Here is a 25,006-nt window from a genome sequence, read left to right on the forward strand (position 1 = left end):
CGGCTATTCCAAACGATGGGTTGTGGTCTCAGTTGCGGTCCCAGTTCCGGGGGGCCCGCGATGGCGCTGGCGCGTCGGGTCCCCGGCCGCTGAAGGATCTGCTCGCGCAGGTCGAGAAAGCAACGCAGGTTCGGCGGTCGGGGCTTGATCAGGTGTTGGCGGAACTGCAAGCGCATCGCGACACCACGACCGATCCCGACCTGCGGTCCGCGCTCGCGTGGCTGTGCAACGCGCAAACGCGGATCGCGAGCAACCCGACGCCGGCGCATTCCCGAGACGTATTGCTGGCCGCGTACGAGGTCAAGCGGGTCCTCGCTACAGCCACCGGCTAGCTCGATCACAGCGTGGTGGCTGCCACCGGACCGGGTTGATACGCGGTTCGCGCGCCATGCCCAGGACGTCAGAGTCGCGGTTGGATCTCCGTGAGCACCCCGCGAAGGATCGATTCGATGGTGTCGAATTCGGCCTGGCCGCTGATCAGCGGCGGCGCCAGCTGAATGACGGAATCGCCGCGGTCGTCGGTGCGGCAATACAACCCGGCCTCGAACAGGGACGAGCCGACCCGGGCCAGCAGCGGCCGGCGCTCGGCGTCGCTGAACGTCTGCTTGGTCGCCTTGTCCTTGACCAGCTCCACGCCGTAGAAGAAACCCTCGCCGCGCACGTCGCCGACGATCGGCAGGTCGAGGAGCTTTTCCAGGGTGGCGCGGAAGGCCGGCGCGTTGGCCCTGACGTGATCGTTGAGCCCCTCGCGCTCGAAGATATCGAGGTTGGCCAGCCCGACGGCCGCCGAAACCGGGTGGCCGCCAAAGGTATAGCCGTGCGGGAACATCGTCGCGCCGTCGTTGAACGGCTCGAACAAGCGCTCGCTGGCGATCATGGCGCCGATCGGTGAGTAGCCCGACGTCATTCCCTTGGCGCAGGTGATCATGTCCGGCACGTAGCCGAAGTCGTCACAGGCGAACATCGACCCGATGCGGCCGAACGCGCAGATCACCTCGTCGGAAACCAGCAGCACGTCGTATTCGTCGCAGATCTCGCGCACCCGCTCGAAATAGCCTGGGGGAGGCGGGATGCTGCCGCCGGCGTTCTGCACTGGCTCCAGAAAAACCGCCGCCACGGTGTCGGGGCCCTCGAAGTCGATCGCCTCGGCGATGCGGTCCGCGGCCCACCGCCCGAAGGTCTTCGGGTCGGTGTCGAAAGGTTCCGGCGCCCGATAGAAGTTGGTGTTGGGCACCCGGAAGCCGCCCGGCGTTACCGGCTCGAACGGCGCCTTGTAGCGGGGCAGTCCGGTGATCGCCAGGGCGCCCTGGGTGGTGCCGTGGTAGGCGACCGATCGCGAAATCACCTTGTGCTTACCGGGTTTGCCGGTGAGCTTGAAGTACTGCTTGGCCAGTTTCCACGCGGTCTCGACGGCCTCGGTGCCGCCGGTGGTGAAGAACACCCGGTTCAGATCGCCCGGCGTGTAGCCCGCGAGACGCTCGGCGAGCTCGATCGCCGTGGGGGTGGCATACCCCCACAGCGGGAAGAACGCCAGAGTCTCGGCCTGCCGCGCCGCGACCTCGGCGAGCTCGGTGCGGCCGTGGCCGACCTGCACGGTGAACAGCCCGGACAGGCCGTCGAGGTAGCTCTTGCCGCGGTCGTCGAAGATGGTGACGCCCTCGCCGCGGGTGATGATCGGCGGCGTGACTCCCGGGCCGTGCCGGGAGAAGTGCAGCCACAGGTTGTCGGTCATTGCTGGTGAGCGTAGCGCGCGCTTCGGGCTAGGCTCTGCGATATGGCCTCAGCGCAACAGGTCAGCGAATTCGAGTCGTTGCGACCGCATCTCATGTCGGTCGCCTACCGGCTGACCGGTACCGTCGCCGACGCCGAGGACATCGTCCAGGATGCCTGGCTGCGCTGGAACCGGCAGAACCCCGAAAAGGGAACAGAGATCACCGACCTGCGGGCGTGGTTGACGACGGTGGTGAGCAGGCTGGGCCTGGACAGGCTGCGCTCGGCCGCGCACCGTCGCGAGACCTACACCGGGAACTGGCTGCCCGAGCCGGTCGTCACCGGTTTCGGCCCCCCTGCTTCCGAAGCCGATCCGCTGTCCGCGGTGGTGGCCGGAGAAGACGCCCGGTTCGTGGCGATGGTGGTGCTGGAGCGGCTCTCACCGGATCAGCGGGTCGCGTTCGTCTTGCACGACGGGTTCGACGTGCCGTTCGCGGACGTGGCCGTGGCCCTGGGCACCAGCGAGGCCGCCGCCCGGCAGCTGGCCTCCCGGGCGCGTAAGGCCGTCGCGGCCGAGCCGCCGCCCGAACCCGACCCGTCGCACAACGAGGTGGTGGGAAAGTTGTTGGCCGCCATGGCCACCGGCGATCTGGAGGCCGTGGTCTCCTTGCTGCACCCGGACGTCGTCTTCACCGGCGATTCGAATGGCAAGGCGCCCACGGCGGTTCAGGTCATCCACGGCCCGGACAAGGTGGTCCGGTTCATGCTCGGCCTGGCAAACCGCTATGGGCCCGCCTTCTACACGTCCTATCAACCGGGACTGGTCAACGGCGAGCTGGGCATCTACACCGCCGGCTTCCCCGCCGCCGAGGGCTACCGCGAGATGTGCCCGCGGATCATGGCGATGACGGTGCGCGACGGAAAGGTCTGCGCCCTCTGGGATGTCGCCAACCCGGACAAGTTCACCGGGTCTCCGCTGCGGCGAGAGCGGCCTTAAGTCCGTCGAGTCAGGCGCAGATTGGAGAGAGCACATGGCCGGCAGTGTCGCCGAGACGATGGGCAAATTGATGTTCCGCGGTATGGACAAGATCCGCCACCGCAGCGCCTTCGACGTCGGCGCTGCGACTCCACGAGGCAAGGACTTCACCGGTTTCGACCAAACGCGGCAAATCTTGCTGGTGACGTTCAAGCGTTCCGGCGAGGCGATGCCGAGCCCCATCAATCACGGTGTCGCCGACGGAAAGATCTACGTGCGAACGGATGCCTCCACCGGAAAGGTGAAGCGGATCAACAACAATCCGCGTGTCGTTGTGGTGCCGAGCGGTCTCCGCGGCAAGCCCAAGGGGCAAGCGGTGGCCGGGATAGCCAGGATTTTGCCCGAGTCCGAACATGCCCACGCGTACAAGGTCATTGCGGCAAACTGGAGCCTGCCGATGAAATTGTTCGAGCGCAGTCTGGACAAGGGCAGCGCGGCGTTCGGTATCCCGACCACCTACATCGAGATCGAACCCGCCCAAGAGGGTTAATCAGGCCACGCCCTGGTTTGCTAGCCCACGGGCGACGACCCGCTGCGCCCGGCTACGCCGCGCTTGCGATCGTCGCTAGCCCACGGGATCCGGCACGCGTCACCGGAATTGAAACCCTGCTCGGTGATGCCCAGCGCGGAATTCACCCGCGCCCGCTTGTTCTCCAACCCGATCTGGTAGGTCAGTTCGAACACCCCGGCGTCGCCGAAGCGGGCCCGCAGATCGTCGACCTGCTCGTCGGTGACGGTGTGCGGGTCGCTGGTCATCGCGTCGGCATACGCGATGGCGGCGCGCTCGTCGTCGTTGAAGGCCGGCGAGGTGGCGTAGTCGTCGATCTCCTTGAGCCGCTCCACGTCCAGGCCGTCCAGACGCTGCAGCATCGATCCGAAGTCGACGCACCACGAGCAGCCGATCTGCCGCGCGGTCCACAGCACCGCCAGCTCACGCACGCTGGCCGGCAGCGTTTTCGACGCCCGCTCGACCATCGTCTCGTGTATGGCGCTGGCGATCATCAGCTTGCGGTGGTGGGCGGCCACGGCGAACGGTTCGGGAACTTGGCCGTAGCGCCGCCTGGCGACGCGGTACATCGCCCGGATCAGCAATCCGGCGCGCTTGGGGGGCAGGGGCTCGATGCGGGTTTTCTGTGTCATACCCGTCAGACGAGACAGCCCGGCGATGTGTGACGAGCAGACGCGGAATCGCATGTTCGGGGGCCGAACCGTGCGATTCTGCGTCTGGTGGCCGATCAGCGCGAGAACATGATCGCGCGCTTGACCTCTTGGATCGCCTTGGTGATCTGGATGCCGCGCGGGCAGGCCTCGGTGCAGTTGAACGTGGTGCGGCACCGCCACACGCCGTCGACCTCGTTGAGAATGTCCAGGCGCTCGGCGGCGGCCTCGTCGCGGCTGTCGAAGATGAAACGGTGCGCGTTGACGATCGCCGCCGGGCCGTAGTAGCTGCCCTCGTGCCAGAAGATCGGGCAGCTGGTGGTGCACGCCGCGCACAGGATGCACTTGGTGGTGTCGTCGTAGCGGGCGCGGTCGGCCGGGCTCTGAATGCGTTCGCGCGTCGGCGGGTTGCCGGTGGTGATCAGGTACGGCTTGACCGCGCGGTAGGCGTCGAAGAACGGCTCCATGTCGACCACCAGGTCCTTTTCGACCGGCAGCCCGCGGATCGGCTCGACCGTGATGGTCAGCGACTTGCCCGCCTTCTTCGGAAGCAGGTCGCGCATCAGCACCTTGCACGCCAGCCGGTTGACGCCGTTGATCCGCATGGCGTCCGAGCCGCACACACCGTGCGCGCAGGACCGGCGGAAGGTCAGCGTCCCGTCCAGGTAGCTCTTGATGTAGATCAGCAGGTTCAGCATCCGGTCGCTGGGCAGGCAGGGCACCCGAAAGCTTTGCCAGCCACCGGTTTCCGCGTAGGCATCGGGCTGATCGGGGTTGAACCGGGCGATCTTGACGGTCACCATCACCGCCTCGTCGGGAACCGGCGGCAGGGGCGGTTCCAGGCTCTCCACCTGCGGCTCTGCAACGTCCGTCATCAGTACTTCCGCTCCTTGGGTTCGTAGCGCGTCTGCACCACGGGTTTGAAGTCCAGCGCGATGTCGCTCAGCAGATCGCTGCCCTGCTTGTAGGCCATGGTGTGGCGCATGTAGTTGACGTCGTCACGATTGGGGTAGTCCTCGCGGGCGTGCCCGCCGCGAGACTCCTTGCGGTTCAGCGCGCCGACCACGGTGACCTCGGCCAGCTCCAGCAAAAAGCCCAGCTCGATGGCCTCCAGTAGATCGCTGTTGAATCGTTTCCCCTTGTCGTGCACGGTGATTCGGGAATACCGCTCCTTCAACGCGTGGATGTCGGTCAGCGCCTGCTTGAGCGTTTCCTCGGTGCGGAACACCGCGGCGTTGTTGTCCATCGACTGCTGCAACGCGTTGCGGATGTCGGCGACGCGCTCGTTGCCGTGCTCGCTCAGGATGTCGCCCACCCAGCTGACGACCATGGCCGCCGGCTCCGGCGGCATGTCGACGAAGTCGTGCCCCCGTGCGTAATTGGCGGCGGCGATGCCGGCCCGGCGGCCAAACACGTTGATGTCCAGCAGCGAGTTGGTGCCCAGCCGGTTGGCGCCGTGTACCGACACGCACGCGCACTCGCCCGCCGCGTACAGCCCCGGGACTGTGGAGGTGTTGTCCCGCAACACCTGTCCGGTGACGGTGGTGGGGATGCCGCCCATCACGTAGTGACACGTCGGGTACACCGGGACCAGCTCGTGCACCGGGTCCACACCCAGATAGGTGCGGGCGAACTCGGTGATGTCGGGCAGCTTCGCCGCGAGCACATCCTCACCGAGGTGGCGGACGTCGATGTAGACGTAGTCCTTGTGCGGGCCGGCGCCGCGGCCCTCCAGGACCTCCAAAACCATTGAGCGGGCGACGATGTCGCGCGGTGCCAGGTCGACGATCGTCGGGGCGTAGCGTTCCATGAACCGCTCACCCTCGCCGTTGAGCAGCCGGCCACCCTCGCCGCGCACGGCCTCGGAGATCAGGATGCCCAAACCGGCCAATCCGGTCGGATGGAACTGGTGAAACTCCATGTCCTCCAACGGAAGCCCCTTGCGGAAGACGATGCCGATGCCGTCACCGGTCAGGGTGTGCGCGTTGGAGGTGGTCTTGTACATCCGGCCCGACCCGCCGGTCGCGAGGACGATCGCCTTGGCGTGGAAGACGTGGATCTCGCCGGTGGCAAGCTCGTAGGCGACCACACCGGTGGCCACCGGCCCGCTCGGCGTTTGGGTGAGCACCAGGTCCAGCGCGTAGAACTCGTTGAAGAACTGCACGTCGTGGCGGACGCAGTTCTGATACAGCGTCTGCAGGATCATGTGGCCGGTGCGGTCGGCGGCGTAACAGGACCGGCGCACCGGGGCCTTGCCGTGGTCGCGGGTGTGCCCGCCGAAGCGCCGCTGGTCGATGCGGCCCTCGGGGGTGCGGTTGAACGGCATCCCCATCTTTTCCAGGTCGAGCACCGCGTCGATGGCTTCCTTGCACATGATCTCCACCGCGTCCTGGTCGGCCAGGTAGTCGCCGCCCTTGACGGTGTCGAAGGTGTGCCATTCCCAGTTGTCCTCTTCGACGTTGGCCAGCGCCGCGCACATGCCGCCCTGGGCGGCGCCGGTGTGGCTGCGGGTCGGGTAGAGCTTGGTCAGCACCGCGGTGCGCACCCGCGGACCCGCCTCGACCGCGGCGCGCATGCCCGCACCCCCCGCACCGACGATCACCACGTCGTATCGGTGTTGCTGGATCATCGGTCAGCCTCCGATATTCGGGTCGAATGTCAGCAGCACGTAGGTGCCCAGCACCAGCGTGAACCCCATCGACAGCAACAGCAGGCTGTTGAGCCAGAACCGGGTGCTGTCCTTGCGGCTGTAGTCGTCGATGATGGTGCGCAGGCCGTTGCCGCCGTGCAGCTGCGCCAGCCACAGCAGCGCCAGGTCCCAGAACTGCCAGAACGGCGACGCCCAGCGCTGCGCCACGTAGTTGAAGTCGATGCGGTACACGCCGTTGTCCCACATCAGCATGATGAACAGGTGGCCGATCGCCAGCACGAACAGCGCGATGCCCGAGAACCGCATGAACAGCCAGGCGAACTTCTCGAAGTTGGGGATGCCGGCCCGGCGCCGCGGCGAGCGGGGATTGTCCAAGCTGGCGGGTCGGTCGTAGAAGCGCTGTTTGACGGGCGCGGTCTGGCCGCGCGTCAGCTGAAGGTCGGGGCTGCTCATCGGAAGTGCTCCATCATGTGGATGACGGTCACGACGCCGGCCGGGACCATCAGCAGCAGGAACACGACGCCGACGATCCAGAACATCAGCCGCTGGTAACGCGGCCCCTCGGACCAGAAGTCGATCAGGATCACCCGGATGCCGTTCAGGCCGTGGAAGAGCACGGCGGCGATCAGGCCGTATTCCATCAGGCCGACGATCGGCATCTGATAGTCGTGGATCACCGCGTTGTAGGTCTGCGGGCTCACCCGCAGCATCGCGGCGTCCAGGACGTGCACGAACAGGAAAAAGAAGATCGTCGCGCCGCTGATGCGATGCAAAACCCACGACCACATGCCGGGATCGCCCCGGTACAGGGTCCGCGGCGGCCTGCGTTTGCGCGAGGTAGCCGGTACGGGCGCCGCCGGATCCGCGGTTGTCGGTTGTGTAGTCACCCCAGTCCTCACCAGCCTTCTTGCGACTTTCATGCGACCCTCTTGCGGCATAGCGCGACAGTCACGCCGGGCACTTGAGCTTAGCTCGCACACGGTGTGGGTTGCGCCAATGTCCGTCAAGCGAAATGCCGTTTTGCGGCTAGGGTGACTGTCGGAAACGGCCATGGATGAGCGGGGTTGCGCGATGCCGGAGATCGACTGGAATACGCTGCGGGACAAGGCGATCCAGGTATCCGCGGGGGCCTACGCACCGTACTCGCGGTTCCGGGTCGGTGCGGCCGCGCTGGTCGACGATCACCGGGTGGTCACCGGGTGCAATGTGGAGAACATCTCATATGGCCTTGGTCTCTGTGCCGAGTGCGCCGTGGTGTGCGCCCTGCATTCGACCGGCGGCGGCCGGCTGGTCGCGCTGGCGTGCGTGGATCAGCGGGGATCGGCGCTCATGCCGTGTGGGAGATGCCGCCAGGTGCTGCTGGAACACGGGGGCCCCGAGTTGCTGATCGACCATCCGGGCGGACCGCGCCGCCTAGGCGACCTGCTGCCCGACGCCTTCGGCCCTGACGACCTGGCCGCGGGGCGCGGCTGATGCCGCCCGCCTTCGACGCGCCCACGGTGATCAGGACCAAGCGCGACGGCGGCCGGTTGTCCGACACCGCCATCGACTGGGTCGTCGACGCCTACACCGCCGGCCGGGTGGCCGAGGAACAGATGGCGGCCCTGCTGATGGCGATCCTGTTGCGGGGCATGGATCGCGGCGAGACGGCCCGGTGGACGTCGGCGATGCTGGCCTCGGGTGAGCGGCTCGACTTCAGCGACCTCGGCGTGCCCACTGTCGACAAGCACTCGACCGGCGGGGTGGGGGACAAGATCACCCTGCCCCTGGTGCCCGTCGTCGCCGCGTGCGGCGCGGCGGTGCCGCAGGCGTCGGGCCGCGGCCTCGGCCACACCGGCGGCACCCTGGACAAGCTGGAATCCATCGCCGGGTTCACCGCCGCGCTGTCCAACCGGCAGGTGCGCGACCAACTGCGCGTCGTCGGCGCGGCCATCTTCGCCGCCGGTGACCTCGCCCCGGCCGACGCCAAGCTGTACGCGCTGCGCGACATCACCGCCACCGTCGAGTCGCTGCCGCTGATCGCCAGCTCGGTGATGAGCAAGAAGCTGGCCGAGGGCGCCGGCGCGCTGGTGCTCGACGTGAAGGTCGGTTCGGGGGCGTTCACCGACTCGGAGGCGCAGTCCCGCGAGCTGGCGCGCACCATGGTCGAGCTGGGCGCCGCGCACGGGGTGCCCACCCGCGCGCTGCTGACGGACATGAACCGCCCGCTGGGCGCGACCGTCGGCAACGCCCTCGAGGTCGCCGAGGCGCTCGAGGTGCTGGCCGGGGGCGGCCCGCCCGACGTGGTCGAGCTGACGGTGCGGCTGGCCTGCGAGATGCTCGAGCTGGCCGGGATCGACGGCCGCGATCCCGCCGAGACGCTGCGCGACGGCACCGCGATGGACCGGTTTCGCCGGCTCATCGCCGCCCAGGGCGGTGATTTGTCGGTGCCGCTGCCGGTCGGTCGGCATGCCGAGACCGTGACCGCCGCCCGGGGCGGCACAATGGGTGATATCGACGCGATGGCAGTGGGGCTGGCGGCTTGGCGGCTCGGTGCGGGCAGATCCCGTCCGGGCGAGCACGTGCAGTTGGGCGCCGGGATCCGGGTGCACCGCCGCCCCGGCGAACCGGTCACGGCCGGCGAGCCGCTGTTCACCCTCTACACCGACACCCCGGAGCGCTTCGGCGCGGCGCTCGCCGAGCTGGACGGCGGCTTCAGCGTCGGCGACACGGCCCCGGCTCCCCGGCCGCTGATCATCGATCGGGTTGTCGCATGACCGCGCCGCTGGGCCTGGAGCAGATCCGCAAGGCACCCAAGGCCCTGCTGCACGATCACCTCGACGGCGGGCTGCGCCCGTCGACCGTGCTCGAGATCGCCGGGCAGATCGGCTACGACGAGCTGCCCGCCACCGATGTCGACGAGCTGGCGACGTGGTTTCGCACGCGTTCGCACAGCGGCTCGCTGGAGCGCTATCTGGAGCCGTTCTCACACACCGTCGCGGTGATGCAGACACCCGAGGCGCTGCATCGCGTCGCCTACGAATGCGTCGAAGACCTGGCCGCCGACTCGGTGGTCTACGCCGAGGTCCGGTTCGCGCCCGAGCTGCACATCGACCGCGGGATGTCCTTCGACGCGATCGTCGACGCCGTGCTGGCCGGATTCGCCGACGGCGAGAAGGCCTGTGCCGGCGCCGGCCGTCCGATCGTGGTGCGCCTGCTGGTCACCGCCATGCGGCACGCGGCGGTGTCCCGCGAGATCGCCGAGCTGGCAATCCGGTTCCGGGACAAGGGCGTTGTCGGCTTCGACATCGCCGGCGCCGAGGCCGGCAACCCGCCGACGCGCCACCTGGATGCCTTCGAGTACATGCGAGACCACAACGCGCGCTTCACCATTCACGCCGGCGAGGCCTTCGGACTGCCGTCCATCCACGAGGCGATCGCGTTCTGCGGCGCCGACCGGCTGGGCCACGGGGTGCGGATCGTCGACGACATCGACGTGCTGCCCGACGGGCAGGTCCGGTTGGGTCAGCAGGCGGCGATCCTGCGGGACAAGCGAATTCCGCTGGAACTGTGTCCGAGCTCGAACGTGCAGACTGGCGCCGTCAAGAGCATCGCCGAGCATCCGTTCGATCTGCTGGCCCGCGCCCGGTTCCGGGTGACCGTCAACACCGACAACCGGTTGATGAGCGACACCTTCATGAGTCGGGAGATGCTGCGCCTCGTGGAGGCGTTCGGCTACGGCTGGAGCGACCTCGAGCGGTTCACCATCAACGCGATGAAGTCCGCGTTCATCCCGTTCGACGAGCGGCTGGCGATCATCGACGAGGTGATCAAGCCGCGGTACGCGGTGTTGATCGGCTGAGCCGCCGGCGCGGCGTTCTCAGATGTGCCCGGGCATCCCCATCGACGGGTCGGCCGCCGGCGCCATCGGCGGTGGCTCCACCATCGGCGGCGGGGCCATGGGCGGCGGTTCTATCGGCGCCGCGGCCATGGGCTCCGGGGGCGGCGGGGCGATGGGCGGCGCCGGGGGCGGCGGGGCGTACGGGCCGCCCGCGCACACCGGGTCGCTGGGCATGCTGATGCAGCTCAAGTCCGCGGGGCCGGTGGGAGCGCCGCCCATGGCGTAGGGGCCGCCCTGGCACTGCGCCAGCCCCGGCATCCCCGCACACCGGGGGTCCGACGGATTGGTGGGAAAGCCGGGATCGGGATCGTCGAGCGGCGCGGCGGGCGTGCGCGCGAAGCCGGGCGCCGCGTTCGCCGGGATGGTCGCGCCCGTCGCGGCCGTTCCCATAACCGCCACGGCCACAAGCGTTTTCGTCATTGCGCCGCGAAACCTCGAAGCCGTCAACCAGGTCATCGTTCCCCCCGATATTTGCGGACCCGGGACGGTCCCCGAGTTGTTCGATCAGTCTGCTCCACCGCGGCCAAATCCGGTAGCCCATAAGGGATCCGGCTCGACGGACAGGCCGATGGCACGCACGGTGCCGGCCAGGTGGGTCTGGACCGCCCGCGCCGCTCGGGCCAGATCGCCGTCGCGCAGGGCTTCGGCGATACCCCGGTGTTCTTGCAGGATCGTGGCCACCCGATCGGGGTCGCGCAGCGTCGATTCGCCGATCATCCGCATCTGGCGGTCGCGCAGGGACGCGTAGAAGCCGGAGACGATGGCGTTGCCCGACTCCTGCAGCGTGATGGCGTGGAAGGCGCGGTCGGCCTCCACAAACTCCCGCCAGTCCGCGGCGGCGGCCGCGTCGCGTTGCCGGGCGAGCTCGCCGGACAGGCGCCCGAACATGGAGGCGCACGCGGCGGCGCCGCGCCCGATCACCTTGGCGGCGGCGAACCGCTCCAGCACCAGCCGCGCCTCCATCACGGCGCGCACCTCGTCGGGCGACACCGGAACCACCAGGGCCCCCCGCTGGGGATACAGGCGCAGCAACCCCTCGGCCTCCAGCCGCAAAAAGGCCTCGCGCACGGGGGTGCGCGACATTCCCAGCGCGGTGGCCACGTCGCCCTCGCTGATCAGCTCGCCGCCGGGGTACTCGCCGGTGAGCACCCGCGTCTTGACGTAGTCCAGCGCGCGGTCCTTGGCCGTCCCCGTCCGCTTGTTCCTTGCTGCCACGCCGTCGCCCCTTTGGTAGCTAAGTCGTGTCTCAACCGTCCGCATGACCGTACACCCAAGGCGTCTACCTGCTGTGTTTGACGCTTAGATACAAGATAAATACTATTCCGATACCAGACGTAGTTGAGCACCAAGGGAGACGGACATGCAACAGCTGGCGACGCCCAACCTGGACCCGACGGTGCCCGCGCCGATGGTCAACGTCGCCGAGTACGGGTTCGAAGGCCGGTTCGAAAAGTGGGCCGAGCAGGCCGAATACTTCGAGTACTCCCGGGCCGCCAACCCGATCGGCTCGGGGTTGACCCCGCGGGTGCCGATCAGGCGCTTCGGTCCCGAGCTCTACCTCGACGCGCCGACCGGCGTGATCCCGCTGGACCTGTCCGCCGAGCTGGGCGGCCCGGCCGGCGCGGCGACCAGCCCCGCGCTGCTGGCCAACTTCGTGCGCATCCGCGCGAACGAACAGATCGACACCCACCCCAACGCCACCTCGCAGCTGTATTACGTGCTCTACGGGCGGGGCTTCGCGGCGGTCAACGGCCGCCTGATCGAGTGGGAGAAGGGCGACTTCGTGACGCTGCCCGCCGGCGCGCGCTCGGTGTTCTACGCCGGCACCGACACGGCCATCTACTGGGTGCACGACGAGCCCCTGATGCGCTACCTCGGCGCCGACGCGACCCGGCCCCGGTTCCGCGCGACCAAGTTCCGCCGCGCCGACGCCGTGGCCAAGCTGACCGAGATCGCGTCGCGCCCCGGCGCCAACGAGAAGAGCCGCGTCAGCGTCCTACTGGCCAACGCCGAGCAGGAGCAGACCCTGACCATCACGCACGTGTTGTGGGCCATGTTCGGCGTGCTTCCGCCCCACCAGGTGCAGCGCCCGCACCGGCACCAGTCGGTCGCGCTGGACCTCATCCTGGATGCGCCCCCGGCCGGCTGCTACACGATGCTGGGCACGCGTCTCGACGAGCGCGGCGACATCGTCGATCCCATCCGGGTGGACTGGCAGGCCGGCTGCGCCTTCACCACCCCGCCCGGCATGTGGCACGCCCACTACAACGAGACCGACGAGCCCGCCCACCTGATCCCCGTCCAGGACGCCGGGCTGCAGACCCACCTGCGCAGCCTCGACATCAAGTTCACCCAGCGCCGCGATCTCGCCGCAGGGTGAGCCGGGGCGCGATGCGGCGCCCAGATTTCACGCATAGTGTGGCTCGACATGAAGGTGCCGCTGCTGGGCCCGGTGTCGCTGACTGGATTCCAGAACCCCTGGTTCTTCCTGGCGCTGCTGGCGGTGCTGCTGGTGATCGGCCTCTACGTCGTGCAGCAATTCGCGCGCCGTCGCCGGGTGCTGCGGTTCGCCAACATGGAGGTCCTCGAGCGCGTCGCCCCGCCGCACCCGAGCCGGTGGCGGCACCTGCCGACCATCCTGCTGGCCGCGTCGCTGGTCCTGCTGACCACGGCGATGGCCGGGCCGACGTCTGACGTCCGGATCCCGCTCAACCGCGCGGTCGTGATGCTCGTCATCGACGTCTCGGAATCGATGGCCTCCAACGACGTTCCGCCCAACCGCCTGGCCGCGGCGAAGGAGGCCGGCAAGCAGTTCGCCGATCAGCTGACGCCCGCGATCAACCTGGGGCTGGTGGAATTCGCGGCGAACGCCACGCTGCTGGTCCCCCCGACGACCAACCGCGGCGCGGTGAAGTCGGGCATCGACAGCCTGCAGCCGGCCCCGAAAACCGCTACGGGAGAAGGCATTTTCACCGCGTTGCAGGCGATCGCGACGGTCGGTTCGGTGATGGGCGGTGGCGAAGGCCCGCCGCCGGCGCGGATCGTGCTGGAGTCCGACGGCGCCGAGAACGTGCCGCTGGACCCCAACGCCCCGCAGGGGGCGTTCACCGCGGCCCGGGCCGCCAAGGGCCAAGGCGTGCAGATATCGACGATCTCGTTCGGCACCCCGTACGGCACCGTCGATTACGAGGGCGCCACCATTCCCGTTCCGGTGGACGATCAGACCCTGCAGAAGATCTGCGAGATCACCGACGGTCAGGCGTTCCACGCCGACAGCCTGGACTCGCTGAGGAACGTGTACACGACGCTGCAGCGCCAAATCGGCTACGAAACCGTCAAGGGCGACGCGAGCCTGGCGTGGATGCTGCTCGGCGCCGTCGTGATGGCCGGCGCCGTGTTGGCCGGCCTGCTGCTGAACCGCAGGCTGCCCGCCTGACACCCCGGGCGGGCGCTAGGTGGGCAGGCGCCGGTTGATCAGCAGCGCCAGCCCCGTCGCGATGAGGGCCGTCAGCACCCCGAGGCGCAGCCAGCCTGAGCTGCCCGGCCCCGGCACCGTGCGGTAGCCGATCTCGTTCTCGATCGCGTTGTAGCTCTTGTTGAGCTCGCCGATGTTGGTGGCGGTGTAGGGCTGCCCGCCCGAAAGCCGGGCGATCGTCTTCATCTGGTCGGTCGACACCGGGACCGCGACGCGCTGCCCGTCCATCTCGATCTCGCCGCCCTTGGTGCCGAATGAGATCGTCGAGATGGGCACGCCCTCGTCCTTGGCCAGGCGCGCCGCGGTGTAGACGCCGTCGTGCGGATCGCTGGGGTTGGAAGGCTTGTTCTCGCGGCCGTCGGAGAGCAGCACGATACGGGCCGGCGGCGGATTGTCGCCGCCGGTGACCGCCGTGGCGCCGATCGCGTGCAGGGCGGTGAAGATGGCTTGGCCGGTGGCCGTGCTGTCGGCGAAGTCCAGCTTCTTCAGCGCGTCGATGGTCGCCTGGTGCTGCGGGGTGGGCGGCACCAGCAAATAGGGTGTGCCGGCGAAGCCGACCAGCCCGAGGTTGATGCCCGGCGTCAGCTGGCTGGCGAACTGGCTGGCCGCCTGTTCGGCTGCCTTGAGCCGGTTGGGTTCGACGTCGGTCGCCCGCATGGACTGCGACATGTCGATGACGAGCATGATGACGGCGCGGTTGCGCGGGATGCGCATGTCGTGGGTGGGGGTGGCCAGCGCGATGGTCAACAACGCCAGGCAGAGCAGCGACGCGGCGATCGGCAGGTGCCGCCACGGCGACTGCGCCACGGGGGCGTCGGTGTAGCGGTGCAGCCGTCGGTTGCGACGAGCCTGGACCATGACGTAGATGGCCAGCAGGGCCAGGGGCACCAAACCGAACAGCAACATGCCCGGGCGTTGGAACCCGTAGAGCGGCAGCGGGCCGATTCCGGGAAGCGACACGTCACTCAACCTTCCCGTCTCCTGATGCTGCCGCCAGTAAAGAGGAGACTCGGGGACCCGTCAAACGTTCGGTAGCTCGCGGCTATTCGCGACGGAGCCGGCCCTCGACGAACTGCTCCAGCTTCTCCCACTCCCGCACCGCCGCGGCGTAGGGCGGCGACGGCTTGGTGACCGAGCCGGGCTCGAGCACGGCGGCCACCAATTTGCCCAGCGGCCGGGTGGTTTCGAGCGCCTTGTCCACCGCGGGATCCTCGGAGTAGTCGCCGATGTCGCGGAGCACCTCGACGGCCAGTTCCAGTTGCTCGCGGTCCACGGCGTCCGGCCCGTCGGCGAGGTCGTCGGCCAGACCGCTGAGCACATAGATGTTGTCGTCGGTGACCTCGACCGCCAGCGAGCCGTCGGTGGCGGCGGTGCGGATGTCGTCGTAGGTGCTCAGGTCCGACAGGTCGTGGTCGTGCTCGTCGGCCAGGTAGCGGGCCAGCGCGCGCTCGGACGGGAACACGCTGATGCGCCCGTTGCGGCCCAGGAAGATCGGCTCGTCGTCGAGGTAGCAGCGCAGCGTGAAGAAGGTGCCCGAGCTCGTCATGATCCGGATCGGATCGATGCCCACCTGCAGCCAGAAGTCCTTGTCGCCGCCCAGCACCGCGGTGTCGCCGGCCGCCCGATCGTCGGTGTCGTCGTCCTCGGCGTCGGCGTCTTCTTCCGCGGTGTCGTCGTCGGCCTCGTCGGCGGCGGATTCCTCGAGGGCGTTCTCCTCGACGGCGTCTTCGGTTTCGTCCTCTTCCCGCTCCTCGGCCAGTTCGTCGGCGGCCTTGGCCGACAGCGCGTCGTCGACCTCGGGGGTGGTGGCGATGTCGTCGATCGCGCCCAGCACGTCGTCCCAGCTGCGCCCGATGACCTCGGCGATCGCATGCCAGCGTTTGGCGCCGGCCTTGCCGGTGAAGTACTCGAGCCCGCCCGACACGGTGCCCAGGCTGGGGTTGCCGTTGAAGAACTTCGACACCGCCGCCAACTCGCACACCGATCCGATGGACGACACGATGGCCAGCGTGCCCGCCAGCGCGGCCACCGATTCCTCGGTGGGCTTCTCCGCGACCAACTCCTCGACGGCGACCAGATCGAACTGCTTGTCCTCGGCGGGCTCGAAGTCATGCGCGTGCGCCGACGTCAGGTCCTTCCACGCCGGGTGGTCGGTCAGGTCGTTGTCGGTGTCGGACCGCACGAACGCCACCAGGTCGGCGACGGAGGAGAAGACGAACAGGTCTTCGTCCTTGCCCAGGAACGCCTCCCACTCGTCGCCGGAGTCACGCCAGCGGGGCGCCCACACGGTGTAGCGATCACCGGCGGACAAGCTCAGGCGAATGGGCACGAGGTCAGCAGCCATGCGGCACAGAATAGCGACGGCCGGCGAAGCCGCCGCCATCAGCACAGGCGATCGCGAGCGCGGCGGAGCCGGGTGAAGCGGGTCGCCGCCATCAGCACGGCGGGTTAGCCCCAGATGTCGGTGATGGGCGGCGCGCTGGCGGCATATCCCGTCTTGGGTAGCCCGTACATCTGCTCCACCGTGGAAAGCACGTTGTAGTGGTTGATCTGCTCGCCGTAGTTCCCGGGGCGGACGTGGGCGCCGTAGAACACCGTGGGGATCTGGTTGCGGCTGCCGTTATCGTCCTCGTCGAACGTCACGATCAGCAGGCTGTTGTTGGCCACCGCCCAGTTGGCGTAACCGGACAGCTGGCGGTTGAGCCAGGTGTCGGCCTGCGCGATCGAGCCGTCGTGCATGTTGTTGTCGTTGTTGGGGATGACGAACGACACGGTCGGCAGGCTGGCGTAGTTGCCCATCGGGAACGCGGAGAACGGCAGCGAGTTCGCCGCCGGCACGTTGGTGAAGTTGGCCCACGGGACGTGCTTGCGCGCGTACTTGCCCGCGGTGCACACGGGCGAGCCGACCGCGGGCAGGCCTTCGGCGAAGCCGACGAAGGTGTGGCCCGCGGCCAGCAATTCGGATCCGAGGTTGGGTGCCGCGCCGGCGTTGATCGGGCACAGGTCCTTGGTCACCCCGAAGGTGTTGCCGGCGAACAGCGCCAGGTAATTCGGTTCGCTGGGGTGTGTTTCGGCGTACGACTGCGTCATGTTCGCGCCGTTGGCGGCCAGGGAGGTGATGAAGGGCGCCGACTTGTTGCCGATGATGCCGTTCTCGGAACGGTTTTCCTCCACCACGATCACGATGTGCGCCGGCTGCGGAATGGCCGCTGCCGCAAGGCCTATGCGCGGGGTCAGCGGGCTTGCCGCCAGTCCCACCGATGCCACCGCGCCGAGCGTCAGCAGGAGGCGATGCGCCCTGCCGAGCAGCCTTCTCGGACTTCGATTTTCGCGTGACACCCGGGGAGTATACGAACGCGCGTACGCCCTGGCCGGGACGAGCGCAAGCGTGTCAGAAGGGCTTTGCCCGATCGTTATATACCCTTCATGGGATGGACGTGTGCGTGCTCGACCACCCGCTGGCCGCGGCCCGGCTGACCGTGCTGCGCGACGAACGCACCGACAACGCCGGGTTTCGAGCCGCGCTGCGCGAACTCACGCTGATGCTGGTCTACGAAGCCAGCCGGGAGGCACCGCGCAAGTCGATCAGGATCCGCACGCCGGTGGCCGCGACGACCGGGACACGACTGGTCAACGCGCCGCTGCTGGTTCCGGTGCTGCGCGCCGGGTTGGGCATGGTCGAGGCCGCCCAGGCCGCGATACCCGAGGCGGAGGTGGGCTTGGTCGGCGTCGCCCGCGACGAGGAAACCCTCCTGCCGGTCCCGTATCTCGAGGCGCTGCCCGCCAAACTTGCGCGCCGCCCGGTGCTGGTCCTCGACCCCATGCTGGCCACCGGCGGGTCGATGGCGCACACCATCGGGCTGCTGCAACGCCGGGGCGCCACCGAGATCACCGTGCTGTGCGTGGTGGCCGCGCCGGAAGGCCTTGCCGCCGTGGGGAAAGCGGCGCCGAGCGCGCGGGTGTTCACCGCCGCGGTCGACAAGGGTCTCAACAAGTCGGCCTATATCGTGCCGGGCCTCGGCGACGCGGGCGACCGCCAATTCGGGCCGAACCTGTTCACCAGTCCTGCATCGCAGCGACCAGCTCGGCGCGCAGGGCGCCGGCGCGCCGCCGCGAAGAATCCAGATCCTCGCTAGGCGCACAGCGAATCTCCAAGTAGCACTTCAGTTTCGGCTCGGTCCCGGAGGGCCGCACCACAACCCTGACCGACGTGTCGTTGTCGCCGCCGGCGAAGATCAGCGCATCGGTGATGTCGGTGAGCTCGGCGGGGAACCCGGCCAGCGTCGCCGGCGGGGCGGTCCGCAGCCTGCGCATCAGCTCGGCCGCCTCGGCGGGGTCGGCGACCCGGCGCGACACCGCGGCGACGTCGTGCACCCCGTACCGCCGGGCCAACTCGTCGAGGAGATCGGCAACCGAACGGCCCTGGTGCAGCAGCGTGGCCACCAGATCGCACACCAGCACCGCGGCGCTGATGCCGTCCTTGTCGCGCACGGCGGCCGGGTCGACGCAGTGCCCGATCGCCTCTTCGTAGGCGTACACCAGGGTGCCGCCGGGAACCCCGGCATCGGCGCGCGCCAGCCATTTGAAGCCGGTGAGGGTTTCGACGTGGACGGCGCCGCGGCGCGCGGCGATGGCCGACAACATCCGCGAGGACACCACCGTGCTGGCCACCACCGGTGTCTCGGCCTGGTGTGGCTGGGAAAGAATGTAATCGCCTAGCAGCCAACCTGTTTCGTCACCGGACAGCATCCGCCAGCCCGACCTGTCGGGGATGCCGACGGCGCACCGGTCGGCGTCGGGGTCCAGCGCGATCGCCACGTCGGCGCCGGTGTCCGCGGCCAGGGCCAGCAGCGCGTCGGCGGCGCCGGGCTCCTCGGGGTTGGGGAACGCGACGGTGGGGAAGTTCGGGTCCGGCGCGAATTGCGCTGCGACGGTGTGCACTTGGGTGAACCCGGCGCGGTGCAGCGTCTCCACGGCCACCGCACCGCCCACCCCGTGCAGCGCCGTCAGCGCGACCCGTGCCGAACCGGCGCCGCGGCGCAGCCCGGACGCGCGCTCGATGTAGCGTTCGACCAGATCGAGCTGCGCGGGTTCGACGGGGGCCCTGCCGATCTGGTCGGCCGGCGGTGCGCCGGCCATCGCGGCTTCGATCTCGCGGTCGGTGGGGGAGACGAGCTGGATGCCGCCGTCGACGTACACCTTGTAGCCGTTGTCGGCCGGCGGGTTGTGCGACGCCGTGATCTGGATCCCGGCGAGCGCGCCGGTGTGCCGCACCGCGAACGCCACCACCGGAGTGGGCACCGGGCCGAGCAGCAGCACCGAAAACCCTTGATCGGCAAGCACTTCGGCGGTCACCGTGGCGAATACCGCTGAGCCGTGCCGGGCGTCGCGCCCCACGACCACCTGCGCGCCTGCCGGTCCGCGCCGCTTGAGCACCTGTGCCACCGCCCAGGTGGCCCGCGACACCACCGCGACGTTCATGGCGTCGGGCCCGCCGCGCACCGGGCCGCGCAGGCCCGCGGTGCCGAACGTCAGGGGGTGGGCGAAGCGCGTGGCGAGTTCTGCCGCGTCGCACGCGGCGAGTTCGGCGGCCGTCCGTGGGTCGGGGTCATGGGCGATCCACTCCTCGGGCGTCATGGCCCTAAAACCGGGGCAGCCGCTCGAGGATCAGGGCCAGCAGGGCGCCCATCCGGCTGGCGGACGCGGCACCGGCCGAGAGCACCTCGACGTGGCTCAGCGGCTCGCCGCCGATGCCGGCGGCCAGGTTGGTCACCAGCGACAGCCCGAGCACCTCGGCGCCGGCCGCCCGCGCCGCGATGGTCTCGTGCACCGTCGACATGCCGACCAGGTCGGCGCCCAGCGTCCGCAGCATCCGGATTTCCGCGGGGGTCTCATAATGCGGGCCGGGCAGGCCGGCGTAGACGCCTTCGGTCAGCGTCGGGTCGGCCTGGCGGGCGAATTCGCGCAGCCGGGGGGAGTAGGCGTCGGTCAGGTCCACGAATTGCGGACCGACCAGCGGGGAACGCGCGGTCAGGTTCAGGTGGTCGCTGATCAACACCGGTTCGCCGACCGTCATGTCCGGGCGCAGTCCGCCCGCCGCATTGGTGAGCACGACCGCGCGCACCCCGGCCGCGCACGCCGCCCGCACCGGATGAACGATGTGGCACAGGTCGTGGCCCTCGTAGGCGTGGATCCGGCCGACGAGCACGAGCACCCGGTGTTCGCCGATGCGCATCGACAACAGCTCGCCGGTGTGCCCGATCGCGGTGGGCGGCCGGAAACCGGGTAGGTCGGCCTGGGGCAGCACGGCGGTCTTCCCGATCGCCCCACTGCCGAGCGCCGCGACCGCGGGCGACCATCCCGAGCCGAGGACGATGGCGACGTCATGCTCGGCGATTCCGGTGCGCTCGGCGATGACCGCGGCGGCCCGGCGCGCGAGGTCGCCTGGGTCGGACGAGGTTTGGGTCACAGCGGGAGCCTAGCCCGGCGACCGTGTCGCCGGTATGTGTCAAGATCTGGCGTATGAGTCTTCGTAAGTGGCCGGTGGTTGGCCCGGTCATGGGAACTGCGGTTGCCGTTGCGCTGTCAGTGGTTTCGATCACATTCGGACCGGCGCCGTCGGCCAAGGCGGACTGTCCGGACGTGCAACTGATCTTCGCCCGGGGCACCGCCGAGCCGCCCGGCCTGGGAGTGGTCGGCGACGCGCTGTTTGCCGCCCTGCAGCCCGCCCTGGGTTCGCGCACCGTCGATTCCTATGCGGTGAATTATCCGGCCAGCTACAACTTCCTGACTACCGCCGACGCCGCCAACGACGCACGCGACCACATCGCGGAGATGGTCGACCAGTGCCCGTCCACGCGGCTGGTGCTCGGCGGCTTCTCGCAGGGCGCCGCGGCGATCTCGATGCTCGCCGGGGTGCCGCCCGTCGGCCAGCGCATCGGCAACTTCGGATCGGCGCCCGCGCTGGATCCCGCCCTGGCCAACAAGATCAGGGCCGTGGCGGTGTTCGGCAATCCCGGCAACCGCTTCGACACACCCCTGTCGTCGACGGGCGCGTTCGCCGGCCGCACCATCGACTTGTGCAGCGAGGGTGATCCCGTCTGCGTCGTCGGGGGTCGCGATCGGGATGCGCACCACGACTACTCCGCCCCGCCCTACCCGGGCCAGGCGGCGGGATTCATCGCCGGGCTGGTGTAGCCCTCAGGGCCTCCGGGCCGTAGGCCGGTGAGTGACATACTGCGAGAGTGCCCACCGCCCCGTTAGACAGCCCACTGGACAGCGTCGAAGCTGTCGTGCGGCGGCGCGGTGGCGAGCTCGTCGAGTTGTCGCACGCCATTCACGCGGAGCCCGAGCTGGCGTTCGCCGAGCACCGCAGCTGCGCCAAAGCGCAGGCGCTGGTCGCCGAGCGTGGCTTCGAGATCACCGCGGCCGCCGGCGGTCTGGACACCGCCTTTCGCGCCGACTACGGCAGCGGGCCGCTGACCGTCGGGGTGTGCGCCGAATACGACGCGCTGCCCGAGATCGGGCACGCCTGCGGCCACAACATCATCGCGGCGTCGGCGGTGGGCACCGCGCTGGCCCTGGCCGAGGTGGCCGACGAGCTCGGCTTGCGGGTGGCGCTGCTGGGGACTCCCGCCGAGGAGGCCGGCGGCGGCAAGGCACTGTTGTTGCGGGCCGGGGTGTTCGACGACATCGCCGCCGCGGTGATGCTCCATCCCGGGCCGACCGACGTCGCCGCCGCCCGCTCGCTGGCCCTGTCCGAGGCGACCGTCACGTACCGCGGCAAGGAATCCCACGCGGCCGTCGCGCCGCACCTGGGGATCAACGCCGCCGACGCCGTGACCGTCGCGCAGGTGGCCGTCGGGCTGCTGCGCCAGCAGCTGGCGCCCGGGCAGCTGGTGCACGGGATCGTCACCGACGGCGGGCAGGCGGTCAACGTCATCCCCGGGCGCGCGGCGCTGCAGTACGCGATGCGCGCGGTCGAAGCCGCGTCGCTCAGGGAGTTGGAGGGCAGGATGTACGCCTGCTTCGCCGCGGGCGCGCTGGCCGCCGGCTGCGAATACGACATCGACAACCCGGCACCCGCCTACGACGAACTCACCCCCGACCCGTGGCTCGCCGACGCCTTCCGCGACGAGATGCGCCGGCTCGGCCGCGAGCCGGTTGCCCGCGAGTACGAGGCGGCGCTGCCCATGGGCAGCACCGACATGGGCAACGTGACCCAGGCGCTGCCGGGGATCCACCCGGTGATCGGGCTCGACTCGAACGGGGCCATGGTTCACCAGCGCGGCTTCGCCGAGGCCGCCACCAACGCCAGCGCCGACCGCGCCGTGATCGAGGGCGCGATCATGCTGGCGCGCACCGTGGTCCACCTGGCCCAGACGCCCGCCGAACGCGACCGGGTGATGGCGGCGCACGAACGCAGACGCGGCGGGGAGCGCGCATGAACCTCGCCGACGCCGCCGAATCCTGGCTGGCCGCACATCACGCAGACCTGGTCGAATGGCGCCGGCACATCCACCGCTACCCCGAGTTGGGCCGCCAGGAGTACGCCACCACCCAGTTCGTCGCCGAGCGGCTGGCCGAAGCGGGGCTCAACCCGAAGGTGTTGCCCGGCGGCACCGGGCTGGTCTGCGACATCGGCCCCGAGCACGAGCCCCGGATCGCGCTGCGGGCCGACATGGACGCGCTGCCGATGGCCGAACGCACCGGCGCCCCCTACGCGTCGACCATGCCCAACGTCGCGCACGCTTGCGGGCATGACGCGCACACCGCCATCCTGCTGGGCACCGCCCTGGTGCTGGCGTCGGTGCCCGAACTGCCGGTCGGGGTGCGGTTGCTCTTCCAGGCCGCCGAGGAACTGATGCCCGGCGGGGCGATCGACGCCATCGCGGCCGGCGCCATCAGCGGGGTGTCGCGGATCTTCGCGCTGCACTGCGACCCCCGGCTGGAGGTCGGCAAGATCGCGGTCCGGCACGGCCCCATCACCTCGGCGGCCGACCAGATCGAGATCACGCTGTACTCGCCCGGCGGGCACACCTCGCGCCCGCATCTGACCGCCGACCTGGTGTACGGGCTGGGCACGCTGATCACCGGGCTGCCGGGGGTGTTGTCGCGGCGCATCGACCCGCGCAACGGCACCGTGCTGGTGTGGGGCGCGGTCAACGCGGGGGTGGCGGCCAACGCGATCCCGCAGACCGGCGTGCTGGCCGGCACCGTGCGCACCGCGAGCCGGCAGACCTGGGTGGGGCTCGAGGAGATCATCCGCGAGACCGTGTCCGGCCTGCTCGCGCCGCTGGCCATCGAGCACACGCTGCAATACCGGCGCGGCGTCCCGCCGGTGGTCAACGAGGACGTCTCGACGCGCATCCTCACCCACGCGATCGAAGCCATCGGCCCCGACGCGCTCGCCGACACCCGCCAGTCCGGCGGCGGCGAGGACTTCTCCTGGTACTTGGAGGAGATCCCCGGCGCGATGGCGCGGTTGGGGGTGTGGCCGGGCGTGGGCCCGCAGCTGGATCTGCACCAGCCGACGTTCAATCTCGACGAGCGGGCCCTGGCGATCGGGGTGCGGGTGCTGGCCAACATCGTCGAGCAGTCGGCGGTGCTCGGGCGGTCTTAGCGGGCGGCGCCGCGGTTCGTGGCGCGCGCGACGTGTTGGGCGATGTGCGCGTACGTTCGGCGCGTGACGTCGCCGGCCTGGCTCATGATGTTGTATCCGTGGTCGACGTCGGCCACCTCGTAGTACTCCGCCAACGCGCCGGCGGCGTCCAGCTTCTCCGCGTACCTGCGGGCTTCGCCGCGGAGCCGATCGTGCTCGGCCGTCACGACCAGTGCGGGCGCGATGCCGGCGATGTCGTCGGCGTTGTCGCCCCAGGCGGGCGAGGCCAGGCGATCGCGCCGCTGCGCCCGCTCGGGTATGTAGGCCGTGTCGAAGACCTCACCCATCCACGGCTTCATGATCGCCCGACGGCCGAGCGTGGACGGCTTGTCGCGGGTGGGCGTGACCAGGTCGAGGGGCGCGTAGTGCAGCACCTGCAGCGCGATGTGCGGGCCGCCGTCCTCCCTCGCGAGCCGGGCCGCCGCGGCGGACAGGTTGCCGCCCGCGCTTTGGCCGCCGACGCACAGCCGCGCGCCGTCCCAGTCGTGCTGCGGGCCGGCGGCCCAGCGCACCACGTCGTAGATCTGGTGTACCGCGGCGGGAAACCGGTGCCGCGGCGCCAGGACGTAGTCGGGGTTGATCACCAGCACGCCCGCGTTGGCGGCAAGGTACCGGCACCAGGGATCGTCCTGTTCGGGGTGCCCGACCACGAACCCGCCGCCGTGCACGTTGACATAGACCGGCGGGTCGGTCGTTTCCGCCGGCGGGTGATAGACGGTCGCGCGGGTGGGGCCGTGCCGGGTGGGGATGGTGACTTCGCTGGTGCGGCCCGGAATCTCGGGGAAGCGCACGGCGGCCTTGGGGGCGGGGTTGACCGCGGCGGCGAACGCACGCGCCAGCGCGTCCGCGACCGGTGGTGTGGACAGGATCGACACTTAGGCGCTGGTCCCCGGGCCGATGTTGCGCGCCGGGCGAGTGCGCAGGCTGTGCACGTAATCGCTTGGCGCCCCGGCGATTTCGGCGGCATCCGCCATGACTCCGAGATATCGGGCCGACGGCAATCCGCCCTCCCACGCGTCCAGCACGTACAGCCAGGCCAGGACCGGGTCGGTGGTGGTGTCCGACGAGATGCGCTCGACCCGGCACCGGATCTTCTGGTGGACGCCGAACTCCGAGCCCTCCCAGCGGTCCAGGTTGACCTCGTCGGCCGGTGTCATGTCGTAGAGGACGACGAACACCTTGGAGCCCGGGTCCTCGACGACGGTGGCCAGCGCGCCCTCCCAGCCGATGTCCTCGCCGCCGAACGTCAATCGCCACCCGTGCAGCCAGCCCGTTCCCGCCATCGGCGAATGGGGTGCGCGCTTCAGCATCTGCTCGGGGTCCATGTTCGACCCGTACGCGGCGTAGAGCGGCACGGGGAAAGCTTAGACGTCCGAGCTGGCCCGGTCTGCCCCCGAGCGTTGGGCGGGGTGCGGCCGGCTTCGTTAGGTTAGGGC

At 69.6% G+C, this 25,006-nt stretch carries 26 protein-coding genes and 1 pseudogene; 12 read left to right on the forward strand and 15 right to left on the reverse strand.

What is annotated here, in order from left to right; all coding sequences use genetic code 11:
• Window positions 1-32 precede the first annotated feature (32 nt).
• On the forward strand, window positions 33-332 hold the full coding sequence (locus tag JF781_RS14160) for a hypothetical protein (protein ID WP_225329318.1): 300 nt from the start codon (window positions 33-35) through the stop codon (window positions 330-332).
• A gap of 68 nt (window positions 333-400) precedes the next feature.
• Here the strand turns inward: JF781_RS14160 and JF781_RS14165 are convergent, their stop codons facing one another.
• Window positions 401-1,732 carry an aspartate aminotransferase family protein gene (locus tag JF781_RS14165; RefSeq protein ID WP_225329319.1) on the reverse strand — a complete coding sequence of 444 codons (1,332 nt, stop codon included), beginning with the start codon at window positions 1,730-1,732 and terminating at the stop codon, window positions 401-403.
• Between the two features lie 42 nt (window positions 1,733-1,774).
• On the opposite strand from JF781_RS14165, the gene JF781_RS14170 reads away from it, so the two are divergent.
• Entirely contained in the window at window positions 1,775-2,707 is a 933-nt protein-coding gene (locus tag JF781_RS14170) for a sigma-70 family RNA polymerase sigma factor (protein ID WP_225329320.1), read from the forward strand.
• Window positions 2,708-2,741: 34 nt separating this feature from the next.
• Complete coding sequence (locus JF781_RS14175) at window positions 2,742-3,236, forward strand: PPOX class F420-dependent oxidoreductase (RefSeq protein ID WP_225329321.1); 495 nt, start codon at window positions 2,742-2,744, stop codon at window positions 3,234-3,236.
• A gap of 20 nt (window positions 3,237-3,256) precedes the next feature.
• On the opposite strand, the pseudogene JF781_RS14180 reads toward JF781_RS14175, so the two are convergent.
• From JF781_RS14180 to sdhC, 5 genes and pseudogenes are all read right to left on the reverse strand, one after another.
• Window positions 3,257-3,931 (reverse strand): annotated as a pseudogene (locus JF781_RS14180) (carboxymuconolactone decarboxylase family protein); the annotation flags it as partial.
• Between the two features lie 50 nt (window positions 3,932-3,981).
• The gene (locus JF781_RS14185) at window positions 3,982-4,779 is read right to left on the reverse strand and encodes a succinate dehydrogenase iron-sulfur subunit (RefSeq protein ID WP_225329322.1); all 798 of its coding nucleotides are present in this window, start codon (window positions 4,777-4,779) and stop codon (window positions 3,982-3,984) included.
• Window positions 4,779-6,533, reverse strand: a complete 1,755-nt coding sequence (gene sdhA / locus JF781_RS14190; RefSeq protein ID WP_225329323.1) for a succinate dehydrogenase flavoprotein subunit — start codon at window positions 6,531-6,533, stop codon at window positions 4,779-4,781. The genes JF781_RS14185 and sdhA overlap by 1 nt, the downstream gene beginning before the upstream one ends.
• Window positions 6,534-6,536: 3 nt before the next feature.
• Window positions 6,537-7,007, reverse strand: a complete 471-nt coding sequence (locus JF781_RS14195; protein ID WP_225329324.1) for a succinate dehydrogenase hydrophobic membrane anchor subunit — start codon at window positions 7,005-7,007, stop codon at window positions 6,537-6,539.
• Entirely contained in the window at window positions 7,004-7,342 is a 339-nt protein-coding gene (gene sdhC / locus JF781_RS14200; RefSeq protein WP_008260009.1) for a succinate dehydrogenase, cytochrome b556 subunit, read from the reverse strand. Before sdhC ends, JF781_RS14195 begins: the two co-directional genes overlap by 4 nt.
• Before the next feature lie 283 nt (window positions 7,343-7,625).
• Here sdhC and JF781_RS14205 point away from each other — a divergent pair, with 283 nt between their 5' ends.
• Genes JF781_RS14205 through JF781_RS14215 form a run of 3 tightly spaced genes read left to right on the forward strand, consistent with a single transcriptional unit; the run spans window position 7,626 to window position 10,395 of the window.
• On the forward strand, window positions 7,626-8,027 hold the full coding sequence (locus JF781_RS14205) for a cytidine deaminase (RefSeq protein WP_225329341.1): 402 nt from the start codon (window positions 7,626-7,628) through the stop codon (window positions 8,025-8,027).
• Entirely contained in the window at window positions 8,027-9,310 is a 1,284-nt protein-coding gene (locus JF781_RS14210; RefSeq protein WP_374109703.1) for a thymidine phosphorylase, read from the forward strand. The genes JF781_RS14205 and JF781_RS14210 overlap by 1 nt, the downstream gene beginning before the upstream one ends.
• A complete protein-coding gene (locus tag JF781_RS14215; protein ID WP_225329325.1) occupies window positions 9,307-10,395 on the forward strand; it encodes an adenosine deaminase in 1,089 nt (362 codons plus the stop codon). The genes JF781_RS14210 and JF781_RS14215 overlap by 4 nt, the downstream gene beginning before the upstream one ends.
• 18 nt (window positions 10,396-10,413) lie before the next feature.
• Here JF781_RS14215 and JF781_RS14220 read toward each other — a convergent pair whose 3' ends face one another.
• Both JF781_RS14220 and JF781_RS14225 read right to left on the reverse strand, forming a co-directional pair.
• Entirely contained in the window at window positions 10,414-10,854 is a 441-nt protein-coding gene (locus tag JF781_RS14220; protein WP_225329326.1) for a hypothetical protein, read from the reverse strand.
• A gap of 84 nt (window positions 10,855-10,938) precedes the next feature.
• The gene (locus JF781_RS14225) at window positions 10,939-11,649 is read right to left on the reverse strand and encodes a GntR family transcriptional regulator (protein ID WP_225329327.1); all 711 of its coding nucleotides are present in this window, start codon (window positions 11,647-11,649) and stop codon (window positions 10,939-10,941) included.
• Between the two features lie 145 nt (window positions 11,650-11,794).
• Between JF781_RS14225 and JF781_RS14230 the strand changes: the two genes are divergently transcribed.
• Together JF781_RS14230 and JF781_RS14235 are read left to right on the forward strand one after the other, a co-directional pair.
• Window positions 11,795-12,814 carry a cupin gene (locus JF781_RS14230; RefSeq protein WP_225329328.1) on the forward strand — a complete coding sequence of 340 codons (1,020 nt, stop codon included), beginning with the start codon at window positions 11,795-11,797 and terminating at the stop codon, window positions 12,812-12,814.
• Window positions 12,815-12,862: 48 nt separating this feature from the next.
• The gene (locus JF781_RS14235) at window positions 12,863-13,870 is read left to right on the forward strand and encodes a VWA domain-containing protein (protein WP_225329329.1); all 1,008 of its coding nucleotides are present in this window, start codon (window positions 12,863-12,865) and stop codon (window positions 13,868-13,870) included.
• 15 nt (window positions 13,871-13,885) lie between these two features.
• Here the strand turns inward: JF781_RS14235 and JF781_RS14240 are convergent, their stop codons facing one another.
• The 3 genes from JF781_RS14240 to JF781_RS14250 all read right to left on the reverse strand — a co-directional run bounded on the left by JF781_RS14240 (window position 13,886) and on the right by JF781_RS14250 (window position 17,176).
• A complete protein-coding gene (locus tag JF781_RS14240; RefSeq protein ID WP_225329330.1) occupies window positions 13,886-14,869 on the reverse strand; it encodes a VWA domain-containing protein in 984 nt (327 codons plus the stop codon).
• Window positions 14,870-14,951: 82 nt separating this feature from the next.
• Window positions 14,952-16,253: a primosomal protein gene (locus JF781_RS14245; protein ID WP_225329331.1), complete on the reverse strand. Its 1,302-nt coding sequence runs from the start codon at window positions 16,251-16,253 to the stop codon at window positions 14,952-14,954.
• A gap of 104 nt (window positions 16,254-16,357) precedes the next feature.
• Window positions 16,358-17,176, reverse strand: a complete 819-nt coding sequence (locus tag JF781_RS14250) for an alkaline phosphatase family protein (RefSeq protein ID WP_308011582.1) — start codon at window positions 17,174-17,176, stop codon at window positions 16,358-16,360.
• Between the two features lie 164 nt (window positions 17,177-17,340).
• On the opposite strand from JF781_RS14250, the gene upp reads away from it, so the two are divergent.
• Window positions 17,341-18,045: a uracil phosphoribosyltransferase gene (gene upp / locus JF781_RS14255; protein ID WP_225329333.1), complete on the forward strand. Its 705-nt coding sequence runs from the start codon at window positions 17,341-17,343 to the stop codon at window positions 18,043-18,045.
• Here the strand turns inward: upp and JF781_RS14260 are convergent.
• Complete coding sequence (locus JF781_RS14260) at window positions 17,966-19,546, reverse strand: phospho-sugar mutase (protein ID WP_225329334.1); 1,581 nt, start codon at window positions 19,544-19,546, stop codon at window positions 17,966-17,968. The two genes, upp and JF781_RS14260, sit on opposite strands and share 80 nt — an antisense overlap.
• A gap of 4 nt (window positions 19,547-19,550) precedes the next feature.
• Window positions 19,551-20,378 (reverse strand): purine-nucleoside phosphorylase, encoded by an 828-nt coding sequence (locus tag JF781_RS14265; RefSeq protein WP_225329335.1) that lies wholly within the window; start codon window positions 20,376-20,378, stop codon window positions 19,551-19,553.
• A 113-nt stretch (window positions 20,379-20,491) separates the two neighbouring features.
• On the opposite strand from JF781_RS14265, the gene JF781_RS14270 reads away from it, so the two are divergent.
• Genes JF781_RS14270 through JF781_RS14280 form a run of 3 tightly spaced genes read left to right on the forward strand, consistent with a single transcriptional unit; the run spans window position 20,492 to window position 23,531 of the window.
• Window positions 20,492-21,106, forward strand: a complete 615-nt coding sequence (locus JF781_RS14270) for a cutinase family protein (RefSeq protein WP_225329343.1) — start codon at window positions 20,492-20,494, stop codon at window positions 21,104-21,106.
• 47 nt (window positions 21,107-21,153) lie between these two features.
• Window positions 21,154-22,356 (forward strand): M20 family metallopeptidase, encoded by a 1,203-nt coding sequence (locus JF781_RS14275; protein WP_225329336.1) that lies wholly within the window; start codon window positions 21,154-21,156, stop codon window positions 22,354-22,356.
• Window positions 22,353-23,531 carry a M20 family metallopeptidase gene (locus tag JF781_RS14280; RefSeq protein ID WP_225329337.1) on the forward strand — a complete coding sequence of 393 codons (1,179 nt, stop codon included), beginning with the start codon at window positions 22,353-22,355 and terminating at the stop codon, window positions 23,529-23,531. The genes JF781_RS14275 and JF781_RS14280 overlap by 4 nt, the downstream gene beginning before the upstream one ends.
• Here JF781_RS14280 and JF781_RS14285 read toward each other — a convergent pair.
• Together JF781_RS14285 and JF781_RS14290 are read right to left on the reverse strand one after the other, a co-directional pair.
• Entirely contained in the window at window positions 23,528-24,361 is an 834-nt protein-coding gene (locus JF781_RS14285) for an alpha/beta hydrolase (RefSeq protein ID WP_225329344.1), read from the reverse strand. The genes JF781_RS14280 and JF781_RS14285 overlap by 4 nt on opposite strands.
• 84 nt (window positions 24,362-24,445) lie before the next feature.
• Window positions 24,446-24,925, reverse strand: coding sequence for a gamma-glutamylcyclotransferase (locus JF781_RS14290; RefSeq protein ID WP_020823439.1), 480 nt, complete (start codon window positions 24,923-24,925; stop codon window positions 24,446-24,448).
• Window positions 24,926-25,006 lie beyond the last annotated feature (81 nt).

Origin of the sequence: Mycobacterium sp. WUMAC-067, assembly GCF_020217485.1 — a bacterium.
Classification (GTDB): domain Bacteria; phylum Actinomycetota; class Actinomycetes; order Mycobacteriales; family Mycobacteriaceae; genus Mycobacterium.